Source organism: Agrobacterium sp. CG160-95 (assembly GCF_053521725.1).
In genome coordinates this window covers 179,819-204,247 of sequence record NZ_JBNWDU010000007.1, presented here as the reverse complement: position 1 = coordinate 204,247, position 24,429 = coordinate 179,819, and the positions used below count along the sequence as shown (strand labels likewise).

The following is a 24,429-nucleotide window of genomic DNA, read 5'->3' as shown; positions in this document are numbered from 1 at the left end:
AACGAGCGAGTTCGAGTGTCCGTTGAACTCGCTCTTACCGCATCGAGCGGCGACCTGTCGTGTAAGCGCAAGCAGGAAGACGATAGCCGTGCGCTTGGGCTGACGGGTGCGGAAATCGATCTGGCACGCCGTGGCCTGAGCTTCGATCTGAAAATAGCGAGGGCCATAGCGTTTGCACTCGCGGTCAATGAGCACACGCGTGCACGTGCAAGCGCCGCTGGCCTTTGTGAGCGAAGCTGCGTCGAAATCGAGCACCTTGCTGCTGCCAACCGACAGGTCGCTGGCAGCTAATCCATGCCGCGGACGGCTTGCGGTCTTGTCGTCCAGGATTCTACTATGGTCACCGTATCGAGGGCATGGGGGACCGGATGGATCGTTGGCAGGCAATGCGGATTTTCGTGAAAGTAGCGGAGACCGAAAGTTTCGCAGATACCGCCCGCCAGATGCACATGAGTGCTCCTGCCGTCACACGGTCTGTTGCAGCCCTGGAAGATATCATCGGAGCACGCCTGTTCGTGCGAACGACCCGTTCGGTAAAAATGACCGAGGCGGGTGCCCGGTATTTCGAGGACTGCCGCAAGATTTTGTCAGACATTGCTGAAGCAGAGGCGGCAGCGGGAGGCTCCTACGCTACACCGACAGGCACCCTATCCGTAACTGCTTCGGTCATGTTCGGGCAGATGTATGTGCTGCCCGTCGTGACGGGCTTTCTGGACGCATTTCCAACCATGAAGGCGCGAACCCTGTTTATCGACCGGCCTGTCAATATTGTCGATGAAGGCATCGATGTCGCTGTCCGCATTGGTCACCTCCCCGACTCCGGCCTCTCCGCCATAAAGGTCGGGAGCGTCAGGCGTGTCGTGTGTGGTTCACCGGCATACTTTGACCGACATGGCATTCCGACAACGCCATCCGACCTCAAGGATCATCGCATCGCGGCGTCCACCAGCGCCTGGGCCTCCCCTGAATGGCGCTTTTCCGACGATTTCCGCGTGACGATAGACGCTGCTCTTCAGTGCAACACCAACGAAGCGGCCATAACCTCCGCACGCGAGGGCTGGGGACTGACGCGCGTGCTGAACTACCAGATAGGCCCTGACCTTATGGCGGGCGACCTTCAGATCGTGCTCAGCGAGTTTGAAGAGCCGCCCCTGCCTATCCACATCATGCATCCAGAGGGTCGGAATGCACCCGCAAAGGTGCGGGCTTTCGTTGACATGGCAGTTGCCCGCCTGCGTGAGAACCGTCTCCTGAACTGATCCGAGCGCAGCGGGCAGATCAAAAACCAATCAGAATCTTGCCAATGGCCTTGCCGCTTTCCTGCAGTTCATGGGCCTCGGCAATCTGATCAAGCCCGAGCGTTACGGCGATCTTGGGAACGTAGGCTCCCGAAGCCGCGCAGGCCGAGACTTCCTCGACAGCATCGCGCATCGCTGTTTCCGGCATCGTATAGACGTAGACGAAACGGAAAGAAAAGCCACCAACGAGCGCCGGAAAGAACGGGATCGAGAGCCTGGCTTGCGGCGATCCCGTGGAGTAAGCCGACACGCCCCCGTCACGCGCAAGGCAGGCGATTGCCGTGTCGATGTTGGCGGAGATGTCCACGTCGACAATACGGTCGACGCCGTGACCATCGGTCGCCGACCTTATTTTCACAGCAACATCACCGGCATGCCTGTTGACGACGAGATCGGCTCCGGCTGCGCGGGCAACGTCTGCCTGTTCGTCGCGGCTCACCGTTGCCGCCACCCACGCCCCTGCCCACTTTGCAAGAAGAATGGCGGCGTTACCGAGCGCACCGGCGCCACCGTGCACGAGAACCCGCTTACCTCGCAGGTTTGTATCGGCAAACAGGCATCGATGCGCCGTCATCGCGGGGACGCCGAACGACGCACCGACCCCGAAGGGGACGTTGTCGGCCAGCCTGACTGCCTGCCTCGACGGCACCACGACGAATTCCGCAGCCGTCCCGAACGCCCTCCCCGTCTGGGCCATGTAGACCCACACCCGCTCGCCTATACGTTCCTGCGACACGCCGGGGCCGACACTGTCGATGACGCCCGACCCGTCCTGATGCGGAACGATTCTGGGAAATGGCATGGCCTTACCGCCGAAGCCGACACGCGTCTTGATGTCCGAAGGATTGATGCCCGAGACCACGATCCTGACCCGGACTTCCCCCGCCCCGGGCTGGGGATCGGGAAGCTCGCCAACGGTCAATACTTCTCTCGCAGTTCCTTGCCGTTCGTAGAACGCAGCTCGCATAACACACCTCTCCTAAATGTGGCTTCCATCTGGGCGTGACACAGGCAAACTTGCAAGTAGGCAACAGTTTTGCCTATAGGAATAAAAAGTACACTAATGGAGAACTGAATGGCTGTTGGCCCAAAATGCCCGGTAGAAGTTACCGTCGATGTCACGGGCGGCAAGTGGAAGCCGATGATCATCTATCGTCTACTCGACGGTCCGTACCGGTTTGGAGAGCTGCGCCGCCTGGTCGGCGATCCGAGCCAGCGCTCGCTCACGATGCAGCTCCGCGAACTCGAGGCCGACGGGATCGTGAGCCGCGAGGTCTTCGCCGAGGTCCCTCCGCGCGTCGAATATTCCCTCACCGAATTCGGAAAAACGCTGGCCCCCGTGCTGATGGCGATGCGCGACTGGGGAGTTTCCTTCCAAGGTCGCTGTCAATCCACGAAGGCATGACCGGTCGTCCGCGTCAGGGACCGGGCTTTGCCGCGAAGCGCTGCACGAAGAAGTCGATTAGCACTCTGACCTTCCGGGACACGTGCGATCCTGGCGGACGCACGATGTAAACGCCGATCTCCGGCAGGCCGTAGTCCGACATAATCGGCACAAGGGTCCCTGCGGCAACATAGCTTTCCGCGATCACAACCGGCAGTGCAGCGATGCCCAGTCCGGCTGCCGTCCCTTCGGCAATGCCAAGGGCACTATCCGCCTTGAACCTTCCCTGCGCATTGATGACGATGGTTCGGCTGCCATCGGACACCTTCCAGCTCTCGGTGCCCTGCAGGATCGCCTGATGGTCAAGCAGATCCGAAGGCTTTCGCGGGACGCCATGCTTGCGGAGGTATTCGGGGTTGGCAAACAATCCAGCCGCGAATGCACCGATCTTCCTCGCCGTCAGGTTCGAGTCCTGCAGATAACCGACACGTATCCCGCAATCAAAGCCTTCCGCCACCAGATCGACGTAACGGTCGCTGTAGTGCGCATGGAGCTGCAAGAGCGGATGCTGGCGGGCCAGTTCGGCGAGCGCTGGCGCAAAATGCCGCGGACCGAAGGATGACGGAACGGCGACGCGCAGCCGTCCCCGAAGCTCCCCGGTCGGCGCCATCTCCTCGCGCGCAACCTCCATTTCCAGGCACATGCGCGCGGCATGCTCGCGAAACGACGCTCCAGCCTCCGTCAGCGATGCACCTCGTGTGGTCCGGGCGAGGAGCTGGACGCCCAGCTCGCTCTCGAGACGAACGAGGCGACGGCTGACGATGGATTTCGGCAATCCGAGACGTCGCGCCGCAACCGTGATCCCGCCGCCATCGGCGACCTCAACGAAAGTCTGCATATCTTCGAAGCTGACCATTATTGCGTTCCATTTTCCGTTCCACAGAGTGGCTCATCCTAGAGCTACCGTGCCGTCTATCGCAACGCTAAATTCCACTCATCGAGCGGACCTAAATCCAACCCGACAGCCGCCGACAACGCAAAAAGGAATACGACAATGCATAAGGACGTCTTTACTCCCGAGAATTCCGCCATGCTGCTGATCGACCATCAGATCGGCACGATGGCCTGGACCCACTCCCACGACATCAACCTGGTCAAGCAGAACGCACTCAAGCTCGCCCGGATCGCCAAAGCCGCCAACATCCCGACCATCCTGACGTCCAGCATGGAAGAACAAATCCAGGGGCCGCTGATTCCGGAACTCAAGGAAATCCTGCCCGAGGCGTTCGAAGCCCGCATCAAGCGCCCGGGTATCGTCAACGCCATGCATCACGACGGCTTCAACCAGGCCGTCAAGGCGATCGGCCGCAAGAAGCTGTTCGTCGCAGGCGTGACAACGGAAATCTGCGTCACCTTTCCGGTCCTCCAGATGCTTGACGAAGGTTACGAGGTGCAGGTCTCGGCGGACGCATCCGCCTCTTACACCAAATACGGCGACGATATCGCCCTGAGGCGCATGGAAAAGGCAGGCGCAATTATCACCACTGTCGACCAGATCATCTCGGAACTCGCCGTCGACTGGACGAGCCCGCTCGGCCAGAAGCTCGTCGGCATCCTGAACTACCACTGACAACGCAAGTCGCTGTGTTCGGCGCGGGCGACTGTCGCCCGCGCCCGAGATCGAAGGAAACAGTCCAATGACCATCACCAAAATCCCTGCAGGACTTATGCGCGGCAATATCGGCCAGGGCTTCGGCGTCGAGATCATGTATCCGGGGCTGTCACTGACAACCGACGACAGCGGGATCGGTCCCATCGGCAGGATTGACCGCGCCCAGGTTCAGCCGGGTCATCTCATAGGCATGCAGCCGCACAAGGACGACGAAATACTGACCTACATGCGCGGCGGCGAGATACTCCACCGAGACACCGTCGGAAACGAGAAAAAGCTCGACAAGACACGTTTCATGATGATGAACGCCGGCCATCACTTCCAGCATGAAGAGCTTATGCTTGGGGAAACACCCGTCCGGGCCCTACAGATTTTCCTGCGGCCTAACGCTCAAAATCTTGAGCCAATGGTGCAGTTTCATGATTTCGTCGATGAATTCAGTGACGATAGCTGGAGACTGATTGCAGGGCCACGAAAAGCGCCATTGACGGTAAGATCCGATGTCTGGGTCTTTGACGTGCGCCTCAGCGCAGGCACGACGCTGAGATTGCCAACCCCTGATAACTCAGGGTTGGCTGGCCTGCTCTTTGTCTTCAAGGGGAAAATTCGATTTGGAAACGAGACGGTCTCCGACGGAGAGAGCGTGTTCGTGACCTCGTTCGAACAACATCCAACGGCATTGACCGAGACCGATATCGTCTTGTTCTCGTTCGATACTGACGTCCAGGTATTTCGTGGCGGCATGTTCAGCGGCAACCAGAAACGGGGCCGCTGAAGTCGTTGCTCGAGCGGCGCAAACGTGAACCAGGGGCTTTCTCGCGCCAAGTCTCTTCCAACGTTTCGGTGTCTCCCACCGATGGTGTTTTTATGCATAGCAAAGGGCACCATTAGGTCGATATCATCGCCAGCGCCTTCCGTGGCCATCGTGGATGAACGGAAGAGCAGTTCTGGCTAATCGTCGCTACCCTCCCAATCTTCATAGCGATCGCTGATGCGGATCACGAAGACCGTGGCGCCCTCGCCTACCCGGTAGACAGACATCGATCTAAATCGAACGAAATGACGCAGGGCGAAGGGGCTTCACCTCGTCTGCTGCCCTATAGAAGCATGGCCCACTCCAGCGTACGGTCGTCGGATAGACCTGGCAGTGGGTTGGAGCTCTAAACCGTTTGCGGCTTCCGTTCCAACCGGCCTGAAAGCCGAACTGCTGGTAAAAGGATTATGAGATAGATTATCGCCGCCAGCGTCAGCGACGAGGTGTTGAACGTCACGGACCGTATGGTGCTGGCCGAATATAGAAGGTCGTGAACACCAACAATCGAGGCTAGTGAAGTCGCTTTTACAACCTCGATCGTATTGGATGCAAGATCCGGCAGCACGTTGCGCAATGCTTGCGGCAGCACGACATAACGAAGGGAATCTGTGTATCCAAGGCCGGTGGAGCGGGCAGCTTCCATTTGCCCCCGCGACACCGAACCGAGGCCCGCTCGAATGATCTCGCAATAATAAGCCGTGTTGTTAAGCAACAGTGCAATGATCGCGCACAAGATCGCAGGCAGCCTGACGCCTAGAAACGGCAGGGCGGAGAAGGTGACGATGATGAGCACCAGCGGCGGCATGGTGCGAAAGACGTTAACCCATGTCCTGACAATCCAGCGCAGCACCGGCGAGCGCGCTTCAGACATCAGCGCTAACCCAAGGCCGATACCGAAACCGACGGGTGCCAGCACGGCCGTGAGCACAAGGGTGATCATCAGGCCGGAGACGAGATAGGGTAGCGCCTGGCTCATGATGTCGAGATTGAAGAATTGTTCGATCAGATCGGTCATGTCCGCGTCCCCCAGGCCATACATTTTTCAAGGCCGCCTGCCAAAGCCATCAGCGGCATGAAGATGATCAGGTAAAGGATCGCCGCCATGATCAGTGGCGTGGCATTTCCGGAGAAGGACAGCGCGGTCTGCGCTTCGTTCAAAAGCTCTGGCATGCCGATTGCTGTTCCAAGCGCCGTATTCTTGGAAATGGCCAGTGCACGGTTGGTCAGCGGCGGGATGCAAAGCCGCATGGCCTGCGGCAAGACCACATAGCGCAGGGTCTGTGCATTGGTCATGCCGGTCGAGCGAGAGGCTTCCCATTGCCCTGGGCCGACGGCTGAGATCCCCGCCCAGAAAATCTCCTCGGCGAAGGACGCAAGTATGAGAGAAAGCGTCAGCCAGAGTACCCAAGATGCAGAAAGGCTGATACCGACACTTGGCAAGCCGAAATAAAGCAGCAGCACGACCGAGAGCGGCGGAACAGCTCTAAAACAGTCGACGAAAAGGCGCAGGACCCACACGACAGCCTTGTTCGACACAAGACGGATCAGCGCCAACGCAAGTCCGGACAGGAGCCCGGCGATTACGATCGCCAGCGACAGATAGACCGTAATCCAAGCGCCACGCAGCAGATCGGGCAGATATGTTTGCGCAACCGCCCCGTTGAAGAAGAGATCGACGAGACCGGTGATATCCATCGCTCAGTGTCCGTGCGAGAGAAATTGGAAAGCGCGGCTTTCCGCGCCACGCGCCAGAATTTCGGCGGGCGTTCCGATCTCGACGATCTGCCCCGCCTCCATGAAGGCGACCCGGTCCGCAGCCTCGCGGGCAAAGCGCATCTCGTGACTGACCACCAGCATGGTCATGCCTTCTTTTTTCATATCCATCATCGCCTGCAGAATTTCGGCGACGAGTTGCGGATCAAGCGCCGAGGTTGGCTCGTCGAGAAGCATGACCTTCGGCCCAAGCGCAAGCGCCCTCGCGATAGCGACGCGCTGCTGTTGGCCGCCGGAAAGCTGCGATGGGAAATGCGTCAGGCGGGCGCCGAGACCCACACGGGTCAATTCACGGCGCGCGATTTCCCGCGCCTCGTTCGTGGATTTCTTCTGCACCCTCTGCAATGCCAGCATCACATTCTGTTCGGCTGTCATGTGCGGGTAAAGATTGAACTGCTGGAACACCATGCCGATGCGCTGGCGCATGTTGTTGATGTCTGTCGCCACGGCGGTGATATTGATTCCGTCGACAATGATCGCGCCGTCCGTCGGCTCTTCCAGCCTGTTGCAGCACCGCAGAAGAGTGGATTTTCCAGACCCCGAGGGTCCGATCAAGAACACCAGCTCACCCGGCATGACGCGCAGGTTGATGTTGTTGAGAACATTCACGCCGTTGAAGGACTTATACAGAGCATGAATGTCGAGCATGGGCTGCGCGATCGATTGCGACATGGTTCTAGGCCTTAATCAGTCAGTCTGTTTCAGTTGCACGACAATTCGTGCGGCGTCGCATCGTAATTGCCGAGGCCGACCGGGCCGAAACCGGCTTGCGGGGTCACTTCCAGCGATCCGGCCTCAGGCTTCACGCCAAGCCATTTTTCATAAAGCGATGCTGCCGTGCCATCCGACTTGATGCACTCAATGACGGTTTCGATCTGCTTACGCAGTTCTGGCGAGGACTTGGGGATCGTGTAAGCGAAGTAGCGGCCGGTGGTTTCCTTCAGGTCGGCAGCCTTCAGTGCCGGGTTCCGCTTGGCGAAGGTCAACGCAGTCGGCACGTTCATGATCGCCGCATCCGCGCGCCCTGCCTGAACGGCCTGCGCGGCATCGCTGAGCGATGCATAGGACTCGATCGTCCAGCCGATTTCGCCGGCCTTCTCGCGCGCCCACTTCTCGTCGGCGTTGCCCTTGTTGGCGGCAATGACCTTGCCCTTCAGCTGGTCATAGCTCTTTAGCGCCGGCGCATCCTTTTTGGTCACGAAGGCGAGATCGGCAGACCAGATACCTTCCGTCAGCAGAAAGATGTCGGAGCGTTCCTTCGTTACCGTCATCGGAACCGACAGCATGTCGTAGGTGCCCGCCTGCAGGGCCGGAATCAGCGCCGAAAATGCCATGGCGTCGATTGTAATCTTGCGGCCGAGGCGCTTGGAAATCTCGTTCGTCATGTCGACGGTCAGACCTTCGATGGAACCGTCCATCTTCGGTTGGGCGAAGGGTGGTGCATTGCCGTCGAGCGCACTCTTCAACGGTTCCTGGGCACAGGCGGGCCCAGCCGCAACGGCGAGCAGGGCAATGATGGCGTAGATTTTTTTCATGGTCGTTCCCCTTTATATTTAATCAGGCTACAGAATTCGAATGAACATTTCAAATGGATGTTTCATTCATTTTTATTATTTTTAGTCTTCTAGATCGCGGCGCGGTCCAACCAGCGGCTCGAAGGTTTTATCCGTGACGCGCGGGATCATGCGTCCCACTTCAAGCGCCTTGCCGAACGTGATCGCGGCCGCGGCCAGTTCATCGCCGGTCGGGGCCGTCTCGCCGCAACCTCTCCACAGCACCTGAACGGCAAGGCCCAAATCCTTGGTATCCTGAGACATGCGACTTACCCTTCTGCCCTGGTGGCGATTGAAAGAACATGCTGTAGCTCTGCCCGCATCGGGTTGGGGGTCAGAACCTGTTCGAGCGCCCACGCCGCGCGCATCAGCAGCGCTTCGTTCCTGAACCCGGCCGCCAGCTGTACAGACAGCGGCAGGCCCTCCGGCGAAAACCCAGCGGGCAGCGCCAGCGCCGGATGGCCGGACAGCGAGAACGGGCTACCGGCAGAACCTGCCGTATAGGAAATGACCGCCGGATTGTCGTGAATGGGCGGCGCCACCCGATAGGTCATCGGTAGCAAAAGCACATCGACCTTCGCGAAAATCTCATCAGTGCGGGCAACAAGCGCACGCCTCTGGCGCAGGGCGGCAAGGTAGTCGGCAGCCCTCAGATACATGCCCATTTCGAGCTTTTCGCGCAGCGAACGGCCCATAAGATGCCGATGCTCGAGATAGTCGCGCTCATGAATGGAAAAGCTCTCCGCCCGGTTGATCGGCATGGCGATCGAGCGATATTCGGATGGCGCAATCGGCAGGTCGATTTCGACCACCTCAGCGCCCAGTGCGGCAAACATCGCCGCGCTTTTGGCAAGAGCATCGAGAATAGCCGGCTCCGGCGCTACGCCACCCGGATCGAGATTGCGGACGAACCCGATCTTCAGATCTTTTACGCCGTCCTTCAGACCCGGCAGTGTCGGCTCAACCGGCACGGAAAGGCTGACGGGATCGGCTTCATCAAAACCGGCAATCACATCATAGATGAGTGCCGTGTCTTCGGTGCTGAGCGCCAGTGGACCTGGCGTGTCGAAACTCCAGCAATTCGGCATGACGCCATGACGGCTGATACGACCGAAGGTGGCCTTCAGCCCGACGAGACCGCAGGCTGCGGCTGGCAGGCGCACCGAACCGCCCGTATCGGTACCGATTGAAAACAGTGCGGTGCCCGCCGCGACAGCCGCAGCCGAACCTGTCGATGATCCACCGGTAAAATGCGCGGTATTCCAGGGGTTACGGCTTGGCGGCGCATCAAGATCGAAATGTACGGCACCGGTCCCTGTGCCGTATTCCCAGGTATTCAGCTTTCCCACGAGAATGGCGCCAGCCGCTTTCAGCCGCGTTACCAGCGTGGCTGTCATATCGGGATCGTGGCTCTGCGGCACACGTGAGCCGCCGGTCGTTTCCATGCCCGCGGTGTAGATGTTGTCCTTAACTGCGAAGGGAATGCCGTCAAGCGGGCCGAGCAGCGTCCCGCTTGCGGCCCGCTCGTCCGATGCGACGGCGTTCTCGCGCGCAGCGTCTCGATCCATGCGCAGATAGGAATAGATCACGCCGTCGACCGCATCGATGCGGGCAAATACGGCTTCCAACAAAGCCGATGGCGTGATCTCGCCGCTCCCGATTTGCCGCCCTGCCTCTGCCACCGACAGGCCGGCAAGTCCGATGCCTGCCTTTGCCGTTGCTTCTTTTTTTTCTGTAGCCTTCATGAGCGTCAGCTCCTTGCACTGTATGCTTTGTGGCGGCTTACGTCAGCGCCATCGGCATGTTGTAATCCGAGGAAAAAAATGCCGGACAAAGCGGTTAATCCGGCAACGACGAAAATGGAGGCCGAGATGGCATCCGCCGGTATTGTCACGCCCATTGCCTGGATCTGCGCCACCAGTACCGCCGCAACGGAGATGCCCAATCCCATCGACAATTGCTGGCCGACACCGCCAAGCGAGGTACTCGCACTTTGCCTCGTCCTGGGAATATCGGCGAAGAGAAGCGCGTTGGTCGTGTTGAACTGAAGAGAGCGCATGACGCCAAACAGGAAGACGACGCAGACCGTGATCGCGAGTGGTGTGTCCGGTCCGATCAAGCCGATCAGCGCAATGGTCACCGCACCCAGCATGGCGTTACCAAACAGCGTTACCTTGAAACCGAATTTCGCCAGCACCCGCCGCATCATGGGTTTGAGTGCAATCGCGCTTGCGGCAACGATGAAGACAACCCAGCCGGCATCCGCCGCGCTCCAGCCAAAACCGATCTGCAATTGCAGCTGGAAAAGGAAAGGCAAGGCATTGAAGCCAAGGCGCGAAAGTCCCCCGCCGAAGAAGCCCACCCGGAACAGACGCAGCTTCAATAACGTGAGGTCAAGCGCTGGCGCTTCACGCCTCGCCATATGGCGGGCGTAGAACAAAGCGCAGACCGGCAGGATTGCAATCATGACAATGATCGCGGAGATCGGCAGGAAGACATGAACCAGCTGGTCGAGCAGCAGCTGTACCGCGCCGAGAAACACGGCACAGGCCACGAAACCCCAGAGGTCGAAATTATAGCGTTCCCCGGGTTCGTCGCGTGGCAGCAAACGCGCTGCGAAAATCATGCCGAGAATGCCGAAGGGCATCTTCACAAAAAAGATCCACTGCCAGGAAAGGTAGGTTACCACATAGCCACCGATCAGCGGCCCGAGCACCGGACCGACAAGTGCCGGCGTCGACATCCAGGCAATGGCCGAGGCCAGTTGATCCTTCGGTGCCGCCCGAATGAGAAGCAACCTGCCAATCGGCGTCATTAGCGCCCCGGCCACCGCCTGCAAGGCGCGCATCGCGACAAGCGTCGCAAGGTCCTGCGCCAGCGCAGCGCCCACCGACATCAGCATGAATGCGCCCATCGCCCACAGGAAGATACGTTTCGCACCAAAACGATCAGCCAGCCATGCGCTTGCCGGGATCACGGCCGCCAGCGTCACGAGATAGATCGAGAGCGCCAGATTGACGCGCAGAGGCTCAATGCCGAAGTCGGCCGCAATCGCCGGGATTGCCGATACCATGATCGTGCTGTCGAGCCCTTCGATCAGAAAGGCGGCCGAGATCGAAAGGGAAAGCAGCATGAGGCTGCGCTCCCCTGAAAGGCGAGGCGTCGAAACCATCTGGGTCTATCCGGTGCGTGAGGTAACGCTCAGGCGCTAAAGCCCAATCGTTGCCTCGATTATTTCGGGAACGGTGACGCTCTTGGCACCCTCCATCGCGAAAATCTGGTCGAGTATCCGCTCGAAAGCGGCAATCCTGTAGGGCTGCCCCATGATCCAGGGCGAAAGGTTGATCGTAAGCAGACGGCCGTGCCCGCTTTCCTTTGCTTCGTTAGTCAGACGCCTGGCGGCCGCTATGAAGCTGCGTTCCACATCCTGCAGAGGCTGCTTTCGAACAGCGAGCATTTCACGGTCGGAAAGCTCCATCGTCGAGGGCAGCGCAATGATCTTGCCGGCACCGGTGTCGAAACGATAAGGCACCTCGTCATTGACCCAGTCTGCCATCGCCGTCACGCCGGCTTCGACCAAGAGGCGCGGCGTGCGCGTCGATTGCGACCAGGATGGTGAATGCCATGCAACAGGTGTTACGCCGAAACCATCGAAGATGGTGAGCGTTTCGGCAATCATCGCGGCTTCCGTCTTTTCATCCAGCCCTTCGTGGTGGATCGAACCGGCATCAAGGCTCGCCGCTACGATTTCCCACCCCTCACCGAGAATTTCCCGCATCAGGATCGGGTAACGCTGTGCGACACGGGCATTGAGGAAGGCGCTTGCTTTCAGTCCCCTTGCCTTCAGTGCATCCATCATCCGGTAGATACCGACCCGGTGACCGTAATCGCGCTGGGTGTAGGTCTGTGTGTCCGGCCATGCCCGGTTCGGCGCACCGACCGGCAGAAAAGGCTTGCCGGAGATGTTGAGCGGAAACCACTCGACGGCGATCTGAATCCAGACGCCGAGCGTGGTGTCGCCAGACCATTGAAGCCTGCGCTCGCTCCAGGTGTCGCGCCAGGCGTAGAAGTCGTGATCCATCTGACGGTGACGGCGCAGCGGCGTTTCGAGATAGGCGGGCCCGGTTGGTCGGATCATCATTGCTCTCCCTCAAGCCCGGACAGCCACGCGGACATCTGGTCGTAGTGGTGCTCGTAATACCAGTCGGCGATTTCGCGCGCCGTCGGATACCAGACCTGATCATGCGATTTGACGTAGTCGAGGAATTCGGCAAAGGCATCGATGCGATGCGGATGCCCGAGCACCAGTGGGTGGATCGCAAAGCACATTACGCGGGCGCTGTCGGCACCTTCGATATAAAGCCGGTCGAACTGCGCCTTCAGTGACGCGAACATTTCGTCCACCGAGTTATTGTTCCAGGCCGCCATCGGAATGTCGTTCATCTCGATGGAATAGGGCACCGAAATAAGCTTGCCGCTTTTCAAGTTGAGCGGCATCGGCTGGTCGTCATGGAAGTAGTCGAGGGTATAGCGAATACCTTCCTGCGCCAGAATTTCCTGGGTCTCGAGGCTTGGCGTAATGGCCGGCGTCAGCCATCCGTCCAGCCGCTGACCGACCTTCGCCAGTGTTTCGCGGGAATCGATGACGACCTGGCGCTGCTCGTCAGGCGTCATGCCGTAGAAGTAGCGGCTGTTGTAGACCCCATGGCTGAAAAGTTCCCAGCCGAGATCGTTGCAGCGCTTGATGATATCAGGATAATGGTCGCATACGGCCACCGAAAGCGAAACCGATCCGCGAATGTCGCGCTTGGCCATCTCGTCCGCAATACGGCGGAAGCCGATGCGATTACCATAATCGCGCGAGGAATAGTACAGGACGTCCGGCAGGGTACGGAACGGAAAGCGATTGGGATTGACCGGTGGCTGCCATTCGTAGTGCTCGATGTTCGGCGCCAGCCAGAAGGCGAGGCGCGCACCGCCCGGCAGGGTGATATTGGGCCTGCCCCGCATCGGCGCATACCGATACTGTCCCGTATCGACGTTTGCTTGCATCATGTCGTTCCCGTCACGTTCCCAGCTTCATTCACGATATGTCTTTGTCAAACACATCATTGAAACATTTGTTTTGAACATTATATTCAAACATCTGCTGGTGCAAGTCTGTTTTTTTCGGTAGAGCATCGTAACTAAAGAAAACAGGCAAGACAGGGATGGAGACCTCCATGGAAGAGGAAGACGCAACAACGCGCCGGAGCGAAACACGCGATGCGATCCTGAGTGCTGCCAAGGAACTCGTTGCGCGCAAAGGCCCCAAGGGCACGACCGTGCGCGATATTACCGAGGCGTCTGGTGCCAATACGGCAGCGGTCAATTATTACTTTCAGTCGAAGGATGCACTTGTCCGTCTCGCAACGCAGGAGATCACCGGCGACGTAAACCAGCAGCGCCTATCGCGCCTCACCGAAATGGAACAGGCCGCAGGCGAAGCGGCTCTTACGCCCCGCCAGATCCTCGAGGCTCTGATCGAGCCCATCCTGACCGCTTCCCGGTCCAGCGACGGCGGAAGCCTTTACGTCCGGAACGTTTTCCAGATGCGCGTCGATGCCCGCGCCGGATACAACAATTTCAACATCAACAGCCATGCGGCGCATCGCTTTATCAAAGCGATGCAGAAAACCTTTCCCGAGCTCGATCTGGAAGATGTCATCTGGAATTACGAGTTCGCACGCGGCACGTCGGTCCATCTTTTGGCAAACCTTGATCCTGTCTCGCGTCGGTTTGAGCAGCTGATGACACCCCCCGGTGAAACCCTGCCGCAAACGCCCAGATTTGAGCTTGGTAAAAGCGCGGTTGAGCGAGTGATTGCAGTTATTCTGCGTGGGTTCGGCAAGCCTCTCTGAGATTCCAAAATATAAGTGGGCAGTGTCGGCGACTACATTACAAACAAGCTTCGCGTCCACTCGCTTCCCAACGGCATGCTTATCGATCGGTCCGATCTTCACACCAGAACGGCGATGCCCGAACGTCCTGCGAGCGAACACAAAGCGCGTGCCATTGGAAACACGCAACTGAGGAGGGTTTGCTTCAGTGCTTAAGGTTGATCCAGTCTTCGGAAGAAGAACCTTCTTCCCCTGGGACGCAATCGAGATCATGCTGTTTGTGACCTGACCTCGGCAAATTACTCCCGAAAGAGCCACGCGCACACGGCGAAGTCAGCTTCCGGCCTGTGCAAATTACGGTGCCAACCGTCGCCAAACGCTGCGCGCTGCGGCGCTGCGGCGGGCGCCATTGGCAGTCCGGGCTCAGACACTCCCGCGCCTACGCGCTTGATTATCCTGAGGTCGCGCCCTAGATGTTTTAGAAAGTCCGGAGGAAACATGCATCAGGTTTTAAGTCAAAAAGCAGAAACTGGCGTCAAGGGACTGGATGATGTTCTTTCCGGTGGCTTTACGCGCAGGCATGTCTTTTTACTTGAGGGCTCTCCAGGGACTGGCAAAACAACGATTGCTTTGCAGTTCCTTATTGAAGGAGAAATACGCGGCGAGCGATGCCTTTACATCAGCCTGTCGGAAACGGACGAAGAATTGCGCGATTGCGCCAGATCGCATGGCATGGAGATTGGTAGCGGGATCGAGATATTTGAACTCGTCCCCCCGGAAAGCCTTCTCGACGCCGAACAACAGCAAAGCCTGCTCTACTCCTCAGATCTCGAGTTGGGTGAAACGACAAAACTGATTTTCCAAGCCTTTGAGCGGATCAAACCCCAGCGCGTCGTAATTGATAGCCTCTCTGAAATTCGCCTTCTAGCGCAGAGTTCGTTGCGATACCGCAGACAAATCCTCGCATTGAAACACTTCTTCGCTCGCTCCGATGCAACGGTGCTGCTGCTTGATGACATGACGTCGGAAAATTTTGACAAGACGGTCCATAGCGTAGTCCACGGTGTCATTCATCTCGAACAGCTTGCTCCCGATTACGGTTCTGAGCGGCGTCGGTTGAGAGTGATCAAGTATCGCGGTCAGGCGTTTCGCGGCGGCTATCATGATTTCACTATCAAGACTGGTGGCGTTGCAGTTTTTCCGCGCCTTCGCGCGATTGAGCACAGAACCGAATTCGAACGAACGACCCTCTCGAGCGGTCTTTCCGAATTCGACGGCCTGCTCGGTGGGGGCGTGGAGCGTGGATCAAGCACTCTCCTCATCGGCCCTGCTGGAACCGGAAAGAGCCTGTTTGCTCTGCAGTTCGTCAACGCCGCAGTCGAGCGTGGGGAAAGGGCTGCGGTCTTCATTTTCGATGAGGAACTTGGTCTCCTTTACGCCCGCACCAGATCAATGGGTATCGACTTGGAGAAGCTGCAGGCAGATGGGCACGTCCACATCGAGCAACTCGATGCCGCCGAACTATCACCGGGGGAATTTGCACAGCGCGTGCGCGACCGGGTATCAACTTTCGATGCCAAGACAGTGGTGATCGACAGCATCAATGGCTACCAGGCTTCTATGCCGGAAGAGAATGCTCTCATCTTGCACATGCACGAACTGCTACAGTACCTCAACAGGCAGGGAGCCAATACATTCCTGACGGTCGCCCAGCATGGCCTCGTCGGGGACATGAAATCGCCCGTCGATGTTACTTATCTGGCAGATAGCGTCATCCTTCTGAGATATTTCGAGGCGCTCGGAAAAGTGCGTCGCGCCGTATCAGTGATCAAGAAGCGCACAGGCCCTCACGAAGACACGATCCGTGAGTTCAGAATATCCGGCAACGGACTGACCCTCGGAGAACCACTTTCCGACTTCCAGGGCATCCTTCGCGGCGTTCCAAACTTTGTCGGCGATCAACACCCGCTTCTTCCTCTCAACGGGGAGGGTAGCAAGAATTCCTAACGGCGACACACGCGCACTTGTCTATGCTCCGATCGGCCGCGATGCGCAAATTGCAGCGTCACTCCTGAAGGAAGCTGGTGTATCTTCCACCACCGTGGCTGATATTGCGTCGTTTGTCGCCGATCTGGGGGACAACATCGCCTTCGCTGTGGTGACCGAGGAGGCATTTCGTTCAGCGGACCTGAAAGGGATTTTTGCTTGGATCGCAGCGCAGCCCAGTTGGTCTGACCTGCCATTCATTATCCTGACAAACCGCGGCGGAGGACCTGAACGCAACCCGACTGCGGCGAGGCTCTCTGAGGTTCTGGGAAATGTGAGCTTTGTCGAGCGACCTTTTCATGCGACGACTTTCATAAGCGTTGCCCGGTCGGCCATGCGCGGTCGCCGGCGGCAGTTCGATGCCCGGGCCAGAATGGAAGCACTCGATGAAGGCGAGCGTCGCCTCCAGACGGCCCTTGCCGCCGGCCGACTTGGCGCGTGGGAGCTCGATCTTGCAACCAATGAACTGACCACTTCGGCAACATGTCGATTAATTTTTGGCCGCGGTCCCGACGAAGAGTTTTCCTATGCGGACCTCTTAGCATCGGTCCATCCTGATGACTTCGAGCGCATGCAGTTGGCTGTTCGTGCAACGATCGAAACGGGCGCCGACTACGCGATAGAATACCGAACGGTCTGGAATGACGGGTCTACCCACTGGGTGGAGATCCGTGCCCAGCTCTACAGGGACCGCACTGGCAAGGCCATCAAGCTTGTTGGCGTATCGGCCGACATAACCTCACGTCTGAAAGCGGAAGAGCATCAACGGCAGTTGAATGAGGTTCTGGAAGAGCGCGTCGCGGAGCGAACGCGTGAACTGGAAGAAGCATATGCTACTGTCATGGAAGAGGTAAGCCAACGAGAACGAGCTGAGCAACAGTTGCGCCAGTCCCAGAAGATGGAAGCGATCGGCCAACTCACCGGCGGCGTGGCGCACGATTTCAACAACCTCCTGATGGCCGTCCTTGGCAATCTCGAGTTACTGCGAAAATACGTTGGCAATGACGCAAGGGCAGTCCGTCTCATCGAGGGTGCCCAACAGGGCGCAAAACGTGGCGCTTCCCTCACCCAGCGGCTTCTCGCTTTCTCGCGCCGGCAGGACCTACGCATTGACCCGGTCGATATGCGAGCGCTGGTTGCCGGAATGGAAGACCTTCTGAAAAGATCCGTCGGCTCAACAGTGGTGATCAAAACTGACGTGCCAGATCACCTTCCTCTGGTCTCGGCTGACGCCAACCAGGTCGAGCTCGCGCTCCTCAATCTCGTTGTCAATGCCCGTGATGCCATGCCTGACGGAGGCGAGATCGTTATCGGGCTGCACGATGTCCATCAGAACGTCCAGGCCGGTGAGCTTGCGGCAGGCAATTACGTCGTCCTCTCGGTCGTCGACCAGGGCCACGGAATGGATCGTGACACGCTGCTAAAGGCCATCGAGCCGTTTTTTTCGACCAAGGAACTTGGAAAAGGCACCGGTCTTGGTCTTTCCATGATCCATGGCCTGGCGTCCCAGTTGAAAGGCGACCTCAAGCTGACAAGCGAACTGGGTAAGGGCACAAGGGCGGAACTGTGGATCCCAATCTCGACATCCGAAATCACAAATGACTCCGCAGCGATTGAGGTCTCGGCTGGCCCGACCGCGAGCGCCTCAGGACCGAAACGAATACTGCTGGTGGATGACGACCCTCTCATAGCGATGAGCTCAGCCGATATGCTGATGGACCTCGGTCACGATGTCGTTGAAGCGCATTCGGGGAAAGAGGCACTGGAACATCTGGGAGACGGAACCGGCTTTGACCTCCTGATCACCGACTATTCAATGCCCGGCATGACCGGCGGAGATCTGGCGATTGCAGTGCGCCATATTGTCCCAAAGCTTCCGATACTCATCGCCTCGGGCTATGCAGAACTGCCGCCTGGAGTTGATCTTGACGTTGCACGGCTTGGCAAGCCTTATACGCAGGATCAGCTGGAGCGGGAGCTTCATAAGCTGTTTAACGATCCGACGTAAACGCCGCCTTCTGGTCTCTTACCCCAGACAATTCTTATTCCGAAATGAAATACCCGGTCTCGAATATAATCGGGATATCCGTTTCGCGCGCGCGGAGCCTGGCAAAATATTGCCGCTTGCGTCCTCCCCATTTGATAACTTATGTTGGCAATGTTCTCAGGGCGGGGTGCAATTCCCCACCGGCGGTATCGGGATTTTCCCGGAGCCCGCGAGCGCTTCCGGTCTCCAAAGCCGGAAGGTCAGCAGATCCGGTGAGAGGCCGGAGCCGACGGTATAGTCCGGATGGAAGAGGACAAGGCAAAAGACGCCCGCATGCAGCGGGCTTCGCATTGCATTGTTCGCCCAAGGGATATTTGGCGCTTCTTGAAGCGCGAAAATGCCGCAAAACGGCATAACCCTTGAAAGGCTTGAAAGAAAATGACCATTGCTAAAATTGAAGACGCAATCGAAGCCATATCCCGTGGCGAGATGGTAATTGTCGTTGACGACGAAGACCGCGAAAACGAAGGCGATATCATCGCCGCGTCCGACAGCATAACCCCGCAGCAGATCGCATTCATGATGAACCATGCGCGCGGGCTGATCTGCGTCGCCATGCCGGGAGAGCGCCTCGACGCGCTCGACATTCCGCTGATGGTGTCGCGCAATACCGAATCCCTCAAGACAGCCTTCACCGTCTCCGTGGACTATATTCCCGGCACCACGACAGGCATTTCCGCTGCAGACCGGGCAAAAACCGTGCGTGCGCTGGTATCGGAAGGCTCGCGTCCCGAAGATTTCGCCCGCCCCGGCCATATCTTCCCGCTACGCGCCAACCCTGCAGGCGTGCTCGGCCGCACCGGCCACACGGAAGCCGCCGTCGATCTGTGCCGCCTGGCCGGCAAGTACCCCTGCGGCACCATCTGCGAAGTCGCCAATGACGACGGCACCATGGCCCGCCTACCCCAGCTGGAAATCTTCGCCGAACGCCACGGCCTGCTCGTCGTGACGATCAAGGACCTCGTTGCCTATCTGAAGGGCGACGTTGTCGAGGAAGTGGCGCAGAAGCAGGTTGCCTAGTCTTCACGCGCCTGTGCGGTGAATAAAAAACGCCCGGCGAAAGCCGGGCGTAAAATCAAAAGGCAGACCACCTTGCCTCTTGCACGTGGTCATCGATCCGAGCGGCGCTGCCGCGCAAACCCTACCAGCAGCAGAACCCGCCATCTACCAAAAGGTCCACGCCCGTCACGAAGCTCGCCGCATCTGACAGCAGGAAGATCGCCGGGCCGACCATTTCATCGACGCCCGCCATGCGCTGCATCGGGGTCTGCTCTTCGAACAGTTTCGTCTGGTGCACCATTTCCGGCCGCGTGTTCATCGGCGTCGCGGTGTAACCCGGCGAGATGGTGTTGACGCGGATGCCGCGCCCCACCCATTCCATCGCCATGGATTTGGACATGTGGATGACGCCAGCCTTCGATGCATTGTAGTGGCACTGCATCAGGCCGCGATTGACGATGACGCCGGACATGGAGGCAATGTTGACGATTGCACCGCGACCGTTCTTCAGCATGGCATTGGCTTGCGCCTGGCAGGAGAGGAACACACCCTTCAGGTTGATGTCCATCATCGTCTGGAACTGGCTTTCCTCCATTTCCTCGGCAGGATTGGCGTTCGCGATGCCGGCGGCATTGACGGCAAGCGAGAGAGCACCGAGTTCGGCCTGCGTGCGTGCTACCGCTTCGCTCAGCGCCTGCTTGCTGGTAACATCGGCGGCGATCTGGATCGACTTGCGACCAGCCCTGGCAATGAAATCGGCCGTCTGCGCCAGGCCGTCATCGGTGCGGCGGTCAAGCAGCGCGACATCGGCACCGGACTGGGCAAGCCCCATGGCGATCCGCTGGCCGATGCCGGAACCGGCACCGGTGACGAACGCCACCTGGCCGGAAAGATCGAAAAGTTTCGGCGCGTTGAGCGTGATGGTGGACATCTCTATTTCCTTCTTCAGATGGTTGCCAGTTCCATGACCGAGACGTCGTTGGCCTCGTCGCGATTGAGGATTCCGGCCTGTTTTCCCTGTGCAAGAACGAGGATACGGTTTGAAACGCCCAGCACCTCTTCGAGATCGGAACTGACGACGATGACGGCAACGCCGCTTTTGGCCAGACCGACGATAATATCGTAAATGCCAGCCCGCGCGCCGACATCGATGCCGCGCGTCGGCTCGTCCAGCACAACCACGCGCGGGTTACGTGCAAGCCATTTGGCGATGACGACCTTCTGCTGGTTGCCGCCGGAGAGATCCGAGGCAGGCTGTTCGCTGCGGCCCTTCACGCCGAATTTGGCAATTGCCTCCTTCGTAAAAGCACGCTTGATGCTAGGCGTTATCCAGCCGGTGCCGACACGGTCGAGATTGGCGTAGATCAGGTTCTCACCGATCTCATGCTCGACAACCAGCCCTTGAAGCTTGCGGTCTTCCGGCACCATGACGATGCCCTTCGCAATCGCATCCGCCGGGCTTTTCAGCGTCAGTACCTGTCCATCGAGCAAAACCTCGCCCGCACTGGTCGGATCGGCACCGGAAATGGCACGCACCAGTTCGGTACGCCCCGCGCCGATCAGCCCGGCAATTCCAAGAATTTCGCCTGCACGGACGCCGAAACTGATGTCGCGGAAAGAATTGCCCGTGCCAGTCAGCCCCTTGACCTCCAGCACCGTTTTTTCCTGCGGTTCGGGCAGCGCCGGGAACAGGCGTTCCAGCGACCGGCCAACCATGCTTTCGACGATGGTGCGCACAGGTGTCGCGCTGTCTTCAAATTCATGCACCCGCTCACCGTCGCGCAGCACGACGATGCGGTCGGTGATCTGCCTGATCTCTTCCATGCGGTGGGAAATATAGATGATGCCCACGCCCTCGGCGCGCAGCTTGCGAACCTGCTCGAACAGGGCCTGGGTTTCCGCACCGCCAAGGGCCGCCGTCGGCTCGTCGAGGATCAGGAGCTTGGCATCGAGCGCCAGCGCCTTGGCGATTTCGATCAGCTGCTGGTTCGCGGTCGAAAGGCCCGCCACCTTGCGGGTTGCGGGAATATGCAGATTGAGCCGCGCCAGCTGCTGCTGCGCCCTTCGCACCATTTCGGCGCGGTCGACGATGCCGTTCTTCATCGGCCAGCGGCCGATAAAGACGTTTTCAGCGATGGAGAGCTCCGGCAGAAGTTTCAGCTCCTGATGGATGAGTACAATGCCCTTGTCTATCGCCTCACGCGGCGAAGCGGGTGTATAGGGCTGGCCAAGCCAGGTCATCTTTCCTTCGGACGGCTCGCGGGAACCGGCGATGATGCCTGACAGGGTGGACTTGCCCGCCCCGTTTTCACCCAGCAACGCCACGACTTCACCCGGATAGACGTCGAGATCGACGCTTTTCAGAACCTCGAGCGGGCCATAACGTTTGCTGATGCCACGGAGCGAAAGAACCGGCTCGCGCATGACGGGACCTCCTGGGAAACACGCGTGGCAGCGATGCGCCACGGCTTTGCGTCCGAATTGCCTGAAAACGAACAGATGACGCCCCCGCGCATCCGGCTGGAGTGCGCGGGGGCGGATGCATCAGGGATGGTTGGCAATGAAGCCGTCGACGTTTTCCTTCGTCGTCAGCGTCGCCTCGGAGAGTTGCACGGCCGGAACCTTCTCGCCGCCGACGATCTTGACGGCCATCTCGACAGCCGTGCGGCCCATCTTCTGGGTCTGCTGCGTCGCTGTCACGTCAAAGACGCCGTTCTTCAGCGCCTCAAGCGCTGCCGTGTCGCCATCGAAGCCGCCAACGACGATCTTCTGCGAGGGGTTGGCGACCTTGATCGCCTGTGCCGCGCCGAGCGCCAGACCGTCTGCCTGGGCAAAGACGATGGAAACGTCCGGATTGGCCTGCAGCATGTTCTGCATGATCTGGAAGCCTTCATCCTGGCTCCACATGTTGGACCACTGTTCGGCAACGATCTTCACGCCGGAATTGGCCTTGACCGATTCCATGCAGCCCTTGGTGCGGTCGACTTCCGGTGTCGTGCCCTTCTGGCCATGAATGATGACCATCTTGCCCGAGCCGCCTGCCTGCTTGATGATGTAGTCGCAGACCGACTTGGCGGAAGCGACGGAATCGGTGGCGAGGAAGGTATCGCCCGGTGCGCCGTCGGCATTGCGGTCGATGTTGATGACAGGCACACCGGCCGCCTTGGCAAGCTTGACCGGAACGGTCGCCGCAGCGGCACCAGCGGGAATATAGATCAGCGCGTCGATGTTCTGCGTCAGGAGATCCTGGATCTGGTTGACCTGCGTCGGACCGTCGCCCTTGGCATCGACGGTGACAACGGTGATGCCGCGCGTCTTGGCTTCGGCTTCGACGGCCTGCTTGATCTGGTTGAAGAAGTTCGCCTGAAGATTGGCAACGGCAAGGCCGATCTTCTTGACTTCGGCGGCGTTGGCCGAACCGAGCGACAGGGCCAGAAGGGCGGCGGATGTCAGCAGAATGCGTGAAAATTTCATGATTATTCCTCCATTTGTTGATTTTTGACCTTCGGGCAGATCAAACCTCCTCCCCTTCGGCCGCTTTTCACGCCTCCCATACCGGGAGGGTCGTCTATTGCGCGGACGGCTCATCGCCCTCCGCAGGCAAATTCAGCTTCTGCGCCGGCGCAATGTTTCAGCGCCCACGGCCAGCACGATAACCACACCGATGATGACCTGTTGCAGAAAGGGAGAAACATTGAGCAGGTTGAGGCCGTTGCGCAGCACACCGATGATGAGCACGCCGATCAGCGTTCCGCCGATGCCGCCGGCACCGCCCGAAAGCGAGGTCCCGCCGATGACGACAGCCGCAATCGTATCCAGCTCGTAGCCAAAACCGCTGGAGGGCTGCACCGAGTCGAGACGGGCTGCAAGAACGATACCCGCAAGACCGGCAAGAACCGCACAGGCAACATAGACGCAGATCGTCACCAGGGCGACGTTGATGCCGGCAAGTCGCGCCACTTCCGGGTTACCGCCAACCGCATAGACGGTGCGGCCTTCGGAGCGGAAGCGCAGGAAAAGAAACGATACCAGAACAACGACCAGCATCAGCAGCACGGTCGCCGTCAGCACGCCGAAATGGCGGTCGATGGCCAGCATCATGAACCAGTCAGGAAAACCGACGATCTGCTGACCGTCCGTGATCATATTGGCAAGGCCGCGCGCCACCGACATCATTGCAAGCGTCGCGATGAAGGCCGGAACCCGGAAGGCGGTGACGAGAACGCCGACGACAAGGCCGCAGGCTGCGGATGCGATGAGCGCCAGCATGATGGCCATGCCCATGGGCATGCCCGCGACATTGGCTGTCCAGCCCATGATCATCATAGACAGCGCCAGCACCGAACCGACGGACAGATCGATGCCGCCGAGCAGAATGACGAAGGTCATGCCAACGGCCATGATGCCGAGCACGGTGATCTGGTCGAGGATGTTGAGACCGTTTCGAAGCGACAGAAAATTTTCGCTGGTGAAGGTCAGGAAGACACACAGCAGCAGCAGGCCCAAAAGAGGTCCGGTCGCACCGCTTAGCCAGGCAAGCGGGCTTCTGGTGTGCGTAACCCCCTCATTGCGTTCAAGCACGGACATGGCTCCTCCAAGTGGCTATCTTGCATTTTTTTAAACCGATTAGAATAATTATTCATGCTCGGTGAAACATGCATAAGCCAGTTGAGAGAAACTTGTCAATAGGCTTGGAGGGCGGGACGGGCCTTGCGGGTGATGGGATGGCTTCACACCTGCGCCTCTCATCCCGTTCCGGTGCGCATCGCGGGAATCCAGCGCAAGCGCGCCTGCGTGGCAAGGAGAGCCCTTTCAGCCAAAGGACTTAGGCTGAGCAGGTTCCTTTTACGGACCGAGGAATGAGGCGGGGAGGCGCGCTTCATCATTGGTGAAAATGAAGCGGCAGAAATAATCGGCACGGATTGAAACAGGACAATTCACAATTCCGGCTTGACAGAAACGCC

The 24,429-nt window shown here is 58.9% G+C and carries 24 protein-coding genes and 1 riboswitch; of the genes, 9 read left to right on the top strand and 15 right to left on the bottom strand.

Features of this window, described 5'->3' with window-relative positions:
* The first annotated feature begins 15 nt into the window (after positions 1 to 15).
* Positions 16 to 291, top strand: a complete 276-nt coding sequence (locus ACQZ63_RS22400; RefSeq protein ID WP_025591647.1) for a hypothetical protein — start codon at positions 16 to 18, stop codon at positions 289 to 291.
* A gap of 77 nt (positions 292 to 368) precedes the next feature.
* Positions 369 to 1,259, top strand: coding sequence for a LysR family transcriptional regulator (locus tag ACQZ63_RS22395; protein ID WP_076844223.1), 891 nt, complete (start codon positions 369 to 371; stop codon positions 1,257 to 1,259).
* 19 nt (positions 1,260 to 1,278) lie between these two features.
* Here the strand turns inward: ACQZ63_RS22395 and ACQZ63_RS22390 are convergent, their stop codons facing one another.
* Positions 1,279 to 2,265 (bottom strand): NADPH:quinone reductase, encoded by a 987-nt coding sequence (locus tag ACQZ63_RS22390; protein WP_173998669.1) that lies wholly within the window; start codon positions 2,263 to 2,265, stop codon positions 1,279 to 1,281.
* 108 nt (positions 2,266 to 2,373) lie between these two features.
* Here ACQZ63_RS22390 and ACQZ63_RS22385 point away from each other — a divergent pair, with 108 nt between their 5' ends.
* Positions 2,374 to 2,703 (top strand): winged helix-turn-helix transcriptional regulator, encoded by a 330-nt coding sequence (locus tag ACQZ63_RS22385; protein ID WP_003517048.1) that lies wholly within the window; start codon positions 2,374 to 2,376, stop codon positions 2,701 to 2,703.
* 13 nt (positions 2,704 to 2,716) lie between these two features.
* Here the strand turns inward: ACQZ63_RS22385 and ACQZ63_RS22380 are convergent, their stop codons facing one another.
* Entirely contained in the window at positions 2,717 to 3,598 is an 882-nt protein-coding gene (locus ACQZ63_RS22380; protein WP_173998671.1) for a LysR family transcriptional regulator, read from the bottom strand.
* A gap of 138 nt (positions 3,599 to 3,736) precedes the next feature.
* Here ACQZ63_RS22380 and ACQZ63_RS22375 point away from each other — a divergent pair, with 138 nt between their 5' ends.
* Both ACQZ63_RS22375 and ACQZ63_RS22370 read left to right on the top strand, forming a co-directional pair.
* Complete coding sequence (locus tag ACQZ63_RS22375) at positions 3,737 to 4,312, top strand: isochorismatase family protein (protein WP_003526149.1); 576 nt, start codon at positions 3,737 to 3,739, stop codon at positions 4,310 to 4,312.
* 67 nt (positions 4,313 to 4,379) lie between these two features.
* On the top strand, positions 4,380 to 5,129 hold the full coding sequence (locus ACQZ63_RS22370; protein ID WP_173998673.1) for a pirin family protein: 750 nt from the start codon (positions 4,380 to 4,382) through the stop codon (positions 5,127 to 5,129).
* A gap of 385 nt (positions 5,130 to 5,514) precedes the next feature.
* Here the strand turns inward: ACQZ63_RS22370 and ACQZ63_RS22365 are convergent, their stop codons facing one another.
* The 9 genes from ACQZ63_RS22365 to ACQZ63_RS22325 form a co-directional block, all read right to left on the bottom strand.
* Positions 5,515 to 6,183 (bottom strand): amino acid ABC transporter permease, encoded by a 669-nt coding sequence (locus ACQZ63_RS22365; RefSeq protein WP_112402998.1) that lies wholly within the window; start codon positions 6,181 to 6,183, stop codon positions 5,515 to 5,517.
* Positions 6,180 to 6,863, bottom strand: coding sequence for an amino acid ABC transporter permease (locus tag ACQZ63_RS22360; protein ID WP_173998676.1), 684 nt, complete (start codon positions 6,861 to 6,863; stop codon positions 6,180 to 6,182). Before ACQZ63_RS22360 ends, ACQZ63_RS22365 begins: the two co-directional genes overlap by 4 nt.
* A 3-nt stretch (positions 6,864 to 6,866) precedes the next feature.
* Complete coding sequence (locus ACQZ63_RS22355; RefSeq protein WP_272870729.1) at positions 6,867 to 7,613, bottom strand: amino acid ABC transporter ATP-binding protein; 747 nt, start codon at positions 7,611 to 7,613, stop codon at positions 6,867 to 6,869.
* A gap of 29 nt (positions 7,614 to 7,642) precedes the next feature.
* Complete coding sequence (locus ACQZ63_RS22350; RefSeq protein WP_065662782.1) at positions 7,643 to 8,476, bottom strand: transporter substrate-binding domain-containing protein; 834 nt, start codon at positions 8,474 to 8,476, stop codon at positions 7,643 to 7,645.
* A gap of 81 nt (positions 8,477 to 8,557) precedes the next feature.
* Positions 8,558 to 8,758: a hypothetical protein gene (locus tag ACQZ63_RS22345; protein WP_173998678.1), complete on the bottom strand. Its 201-nt coding sequence runs from the start codon at positions 8,756 to 8,758 to the stop codon at positions 8,558 to 8,560.
* A 5-nt stretch (positions 8,759 to 8,763) separates the two neighbouring features.
* Positions 8,764 to 10,239, bottom strand: a complete 1,476-nt coding sequence (locus ACQZ63_RS22340; RefSeq protein WP_173998680.1) for an amidase — start codon at positions 10,237 to 10,239, stop codon at positions 8,764 to 8,766.
* Positions 10,240 to 10,244: 5 nt separating this feature from the next.
* On the bottom strand, positions 10,245 to 11,666 hold the full coding sequence (locus ACQZ63_RS22335; RefSeq protein ID WP_080815085.1) for an MFS transporter: 1,422 nt from the start codon (positions 11,664 to 11,666) through the stop codon (positions 10,245 to 10,247).
* Between the two features lie 36 nt (positions 11,667 to 11,702).
* Complete coding sequence (locus tag ACQZ63_RS22330) at positions 11,703 to 12,632, bottom strand: polysaccharide deacetylase family protein (RefSeq protein ID WP_162760869.1); 930 nt, start codon at positions 12,630 to 12,632, stop codon at positions 11,703 to 11,705.
* Positions 12,632 to 13,549: a polysaccharide deacetylase family protein gene (locus ACQZ63_RS22325; RefSeq protein WP_211387627.1), complete on the bottom strand. Its 918-nt coding sequence runs from the start codon at positions 13,547 to 13,549 to the stop codon at positions 12,632 to 12,634. Before ACQZ63_RS22325 ends, ACQZ63_RS22330 begins: the two co-directional genes overlap by 1 nt.
* Before the next feature lie 167 nt (positions 13,550 to 13,716).
* On the opposite strand from ACQZ63_RS22325, the gene ACQZ63_RS22320 reads away from it, so the two are divergent.
* The 4 genes from ACQZ63_RS22320 to ribB all read left to right on the top strand — a co-directional run bounded on the left by ACQZ63_RS22320 (position 13,717) and on the right by ribB (position 19,486).
* Positions 13,717 to 14,394 carry a TetR/AcrR family transcriptional regulator gene (locus tag ACQZ63_RS22320; RefSeq protein ID WP_158008479.1) on the top strand — a complete coding sequence of 226 codons (678 nt, stop codon included), beginning with the start codon at positions 13,717 to 13,719 and terminating at the stop codon, positions 14,392 to 14,394.
* A gap of 477 nt (positions 14,395 to 14,871) precedes the next feature.
* Positions 14,872 to 16,380, top strand: a complete 1,509-nt coding sequence (locus tag ACQZ63_RS22315; protein ID WP_113556347.1) for an ATPase domain-containing protein — start codon at positions 14,872 to 14,874, stop codon at positions 16,378 to 16,380.
* Positions 16,322 to 18,427 (top strand): hybrid sensor histidine kinase/response regulator, encoded by a 2,106-nt coding sequence (locus tag ACQZ63_RS22310; RefSeq protein ID WP_013637527.1) that lies wholly within the window; start codon positions 16,322 to 16,324, stop codon positions 18,425 to 18,427. The genes ACQZ63_RS22315 and ACQZ63_RS22310 overlap by 59 nt, the downstream gene beginning before the upstream one ends.
* A 148-nt stretch (positions 18,428 to 18,575) precedes the next feature.
* Positions 18,576 to 18,725: riboswitch (FMN riboswitch) on the top strand.
* 119 nt (positions 18,726 to 18,844) lie between these two features.
* The gene (gene ribB / locus ACQZ63_RS22305) at positions 18,845 to 19,486 is read left to right on the top strand and encodes a 3,4-dihydroxy-2-butanone-4-phosphate synthase (RefSeq protein ID WP_173998682.1); all 642 of its coding nucleotides are present in this window, start codon (positions 18,845 to 18,847) and stop codon (positions 19,484 to 19,486) included.
* Positions 19,487 to 19,607: 121 nt separating this feature from the next.
* On the opposite strand, the gene ACQZ63_RS22300 is transcribed toward ribB, so the two are convergent.
* The 4 genes from ACQZ63_RS22300 to ACQZ63_RS22285 all read right to left on the bottom strand — a co-directional run bounded on the left by ACQZ63_RS22300 (position 19,608) and on the right by ACQZ63_RS22285 (position 24,052).
* Entirely contained in the window at positions 19,608 to 20,396 is a 789-nt protein-coding gene (locus tag ACQZ63_RS22300) for an SDR family oxidoreductase (RefSeq protein ID WP_003517081.1), read from the bottom strand.
* Positions 20,397 to 20,410: 14 nt separating this feature from the next.
* Complete coding sequence (locus tag ACQZ63_RS22295) at positions 20,411 to 21,889, bottom strand: sugar ABC transporter ATP-binding protein (RefSeq protein ID WP_019565851.1); 1,479 nt, start codon at positions 21,887 to 21,889, stop codon at positions 20,411 to 20,413.
* 120 nt (positions 21,890 to 22,009) lie between these two features.
* The gene (locus tag ACQZ63_RS22290) at positions 22,010 to 22,939 is read right to left on the bottom strand and encodes a sugar ABC transporter substrate-binding protein (RefSeq protein WP_003517083.1); all 930 of its coding nucleotides are present in this window, start codon (positions 22,937 to 22,939) and stop codon (positions 22,010 to 22,012) included.
* Between the two features lie 132 nt (positions 22,940 to 23,071).
* Positions 23,072 to 24,052, bottom strand: coding sequence for an ABC transporter permease (locus ACQZ63_RS22285; RefSeq protein ID WP_003517084.1), 981 nt, complete (start codon positions 24,050 to 24,052; stop codon positions 23,072 to 23,074).
* Between the last annotated feature and the right edge of the window lie 377 nt (positions 24,053 to 24,429).

Excerpts from the sequence above, each read along its gene's own strand:
- ribB (WP_173998682.1), top strand. The coding sequence starts at position 18,845 with ATGACCATTGCTAAAATTGAAGACGCAATCGAAGCCATATCCCGTGGC.
- ACQZ63_RS22295 (WP_019565851.1), bottom strand. The coding sequence starts at position 21,889 with ATGCGCGAGCCGGTTCTTTCGCTCCGTGGCATCAGCAAACGTTATGGC.
- ACQZ63_RS22320 (WP_158008479.1), top strand. The coding sequence starts at position 13,717 with ATGGAAGAGGAAGACGCAACAACGCGCCGGAGCGAAACACGCGATGCG.
- ACQZ63_RS22395 (WP_076844223.1), top strand. The coding sequence starts at position 369 with ATGGATCGTTGGCAGGCAATGCGGATTTTCGTGAAAGTAGCGGAGACC.
- ACQZ63_RS22335 (WP_080815085.1), bottom strand. The coding sequence starts at position 11,666 with ATGGTTTCGACGCCTCGCCTTTCAGGGGAGCGCAGCCTCATGCTGCTT.
- ACQZ63_RS22360 (WP_173998676.1), bottom strand. The coding sequence starts at position 6,863 with ATGGATATCACCGGTCTCGTCGATCTCTTCTTCAACGGGGCGGTTGCG.
- ACQZ63_RS22385 (WP_003517048.1), top strand. The coding sequence starts at position 2,374 with ATGGCTGTTGGCCCAAAATGCCCGGTAGAAGTTACCGTCGATGTCACG.
- ACQZ63_RS22340 (WP_173998680.1), bottom strand. The coding sequence starts at position 10,239 with ATGAAGGCTACAGAAAAAAAAGAAGCAACGGCAAAGGCAGGCATCGGA.
- ACQZ63_RS22285 (WP_003517084.1), bottom strand. The coding sequence starts at position 24,052 with ATGTCCGTGCTTGAACGCAATGAGGGGGTTACGCACACCAGAAGCCCG.
- ACQZ63_RS22375 (WP_003526149.1), top strand. The coding sequence starts at position 3,737 with ATGCATAAGGACGTCTTTACTCCCGAGAATTCCGCCATGCTGCTGATC.
- ACQZ63_RS22355 (WP_272870729.1), bottom strand. The coding sequence starts at position 7,613 with ATGTCGCAATCGATCGCGCAGCCCATGCTCGACATTCATGCTCTGTAT.
- ACQZ63_RS22300 (WP_003517081.1), bottom strand. The coding sequence starts at position 20,396 with ATGTCCACCATCACGCTCAACGCGCCGAAACTTTTCGATCTTTCCGGC.
- ACQZ63_RS22330 (WP_162760869.1), bottom strand. The coding sequence starts at position 12,632 with ATGATCCGACCAACCGGGCCCGCCTATCTCGAAACGCCGCTGCGCCGT.
- ACQZ63_RS22315 (WP_113556347.1), top strand. The coding sequence starts at position 14,872 with ATGCATCAGGTTTTAAGTCAAAAAGCAGAAACTGGCGTCAAGGGACTG.
- ACQZ63_RS22380 (WP_173998671.1), bottom strand. The coding sequence starts at position 3,598 with ATGGTCAGCTTCGAAGATATGCAGACTTTCGTTGAGGTCGCCGATGGC.
- ACQZ63_RS22370 (WP_173998673.1), top strand. The coding sequence starts at position 4,380 with ATGACCATCACCAAAATCCCTGCAGGACTTATGCGCGGCAATATCGGC.
- ACQZ63_RS22345 (WP_173998678.1), bottom strand. The coding sequence starts at position 8,758 with ATGTCTCAGGATACCAAGGATTTGGGCCTTGCCGTTCAGGTGCTGTGG.
- ACQZ63_RS22365 (WP_112402998.1), bottom strand. The coding sequence starts at position 6,183 with ATGACCGATCTGATCGAACAATTCTTCAATCTCGACATCATGAGCCAG.
- ACQZ63_RS22290 (WP_003517083.1), bottom strand. The coding sequence starts at position 22,939 with ATGAAATTTTCACGCATTCTGCTGACATCCGCCGCCCTTCTGGCCCTG.
- ACQZ63_RS22350 (WP_065662782.1), bottom strand. The coding sequence starts at position 8,476 with ATGAAAAAAATCTACGCCATCATTGCCCTGCTCGCCGTTGCGGCTGGG.
- ACQZ63_RS22325 (WP_211387627.1), bottom strand. The coding sequence starts at position 13,549 with ATGATGCAAGCAAACGTCGATACGGGACAGTATCGGTATGCGCCGATG.
- ACQZ63_RS22390 (WP_173998669.1), bottom strand. The coding sequence starts at position 2,265 with ATGCGAGCTGCGTTCTACGAACGGCAAGGAACTGCGAGAGAAGTATTG.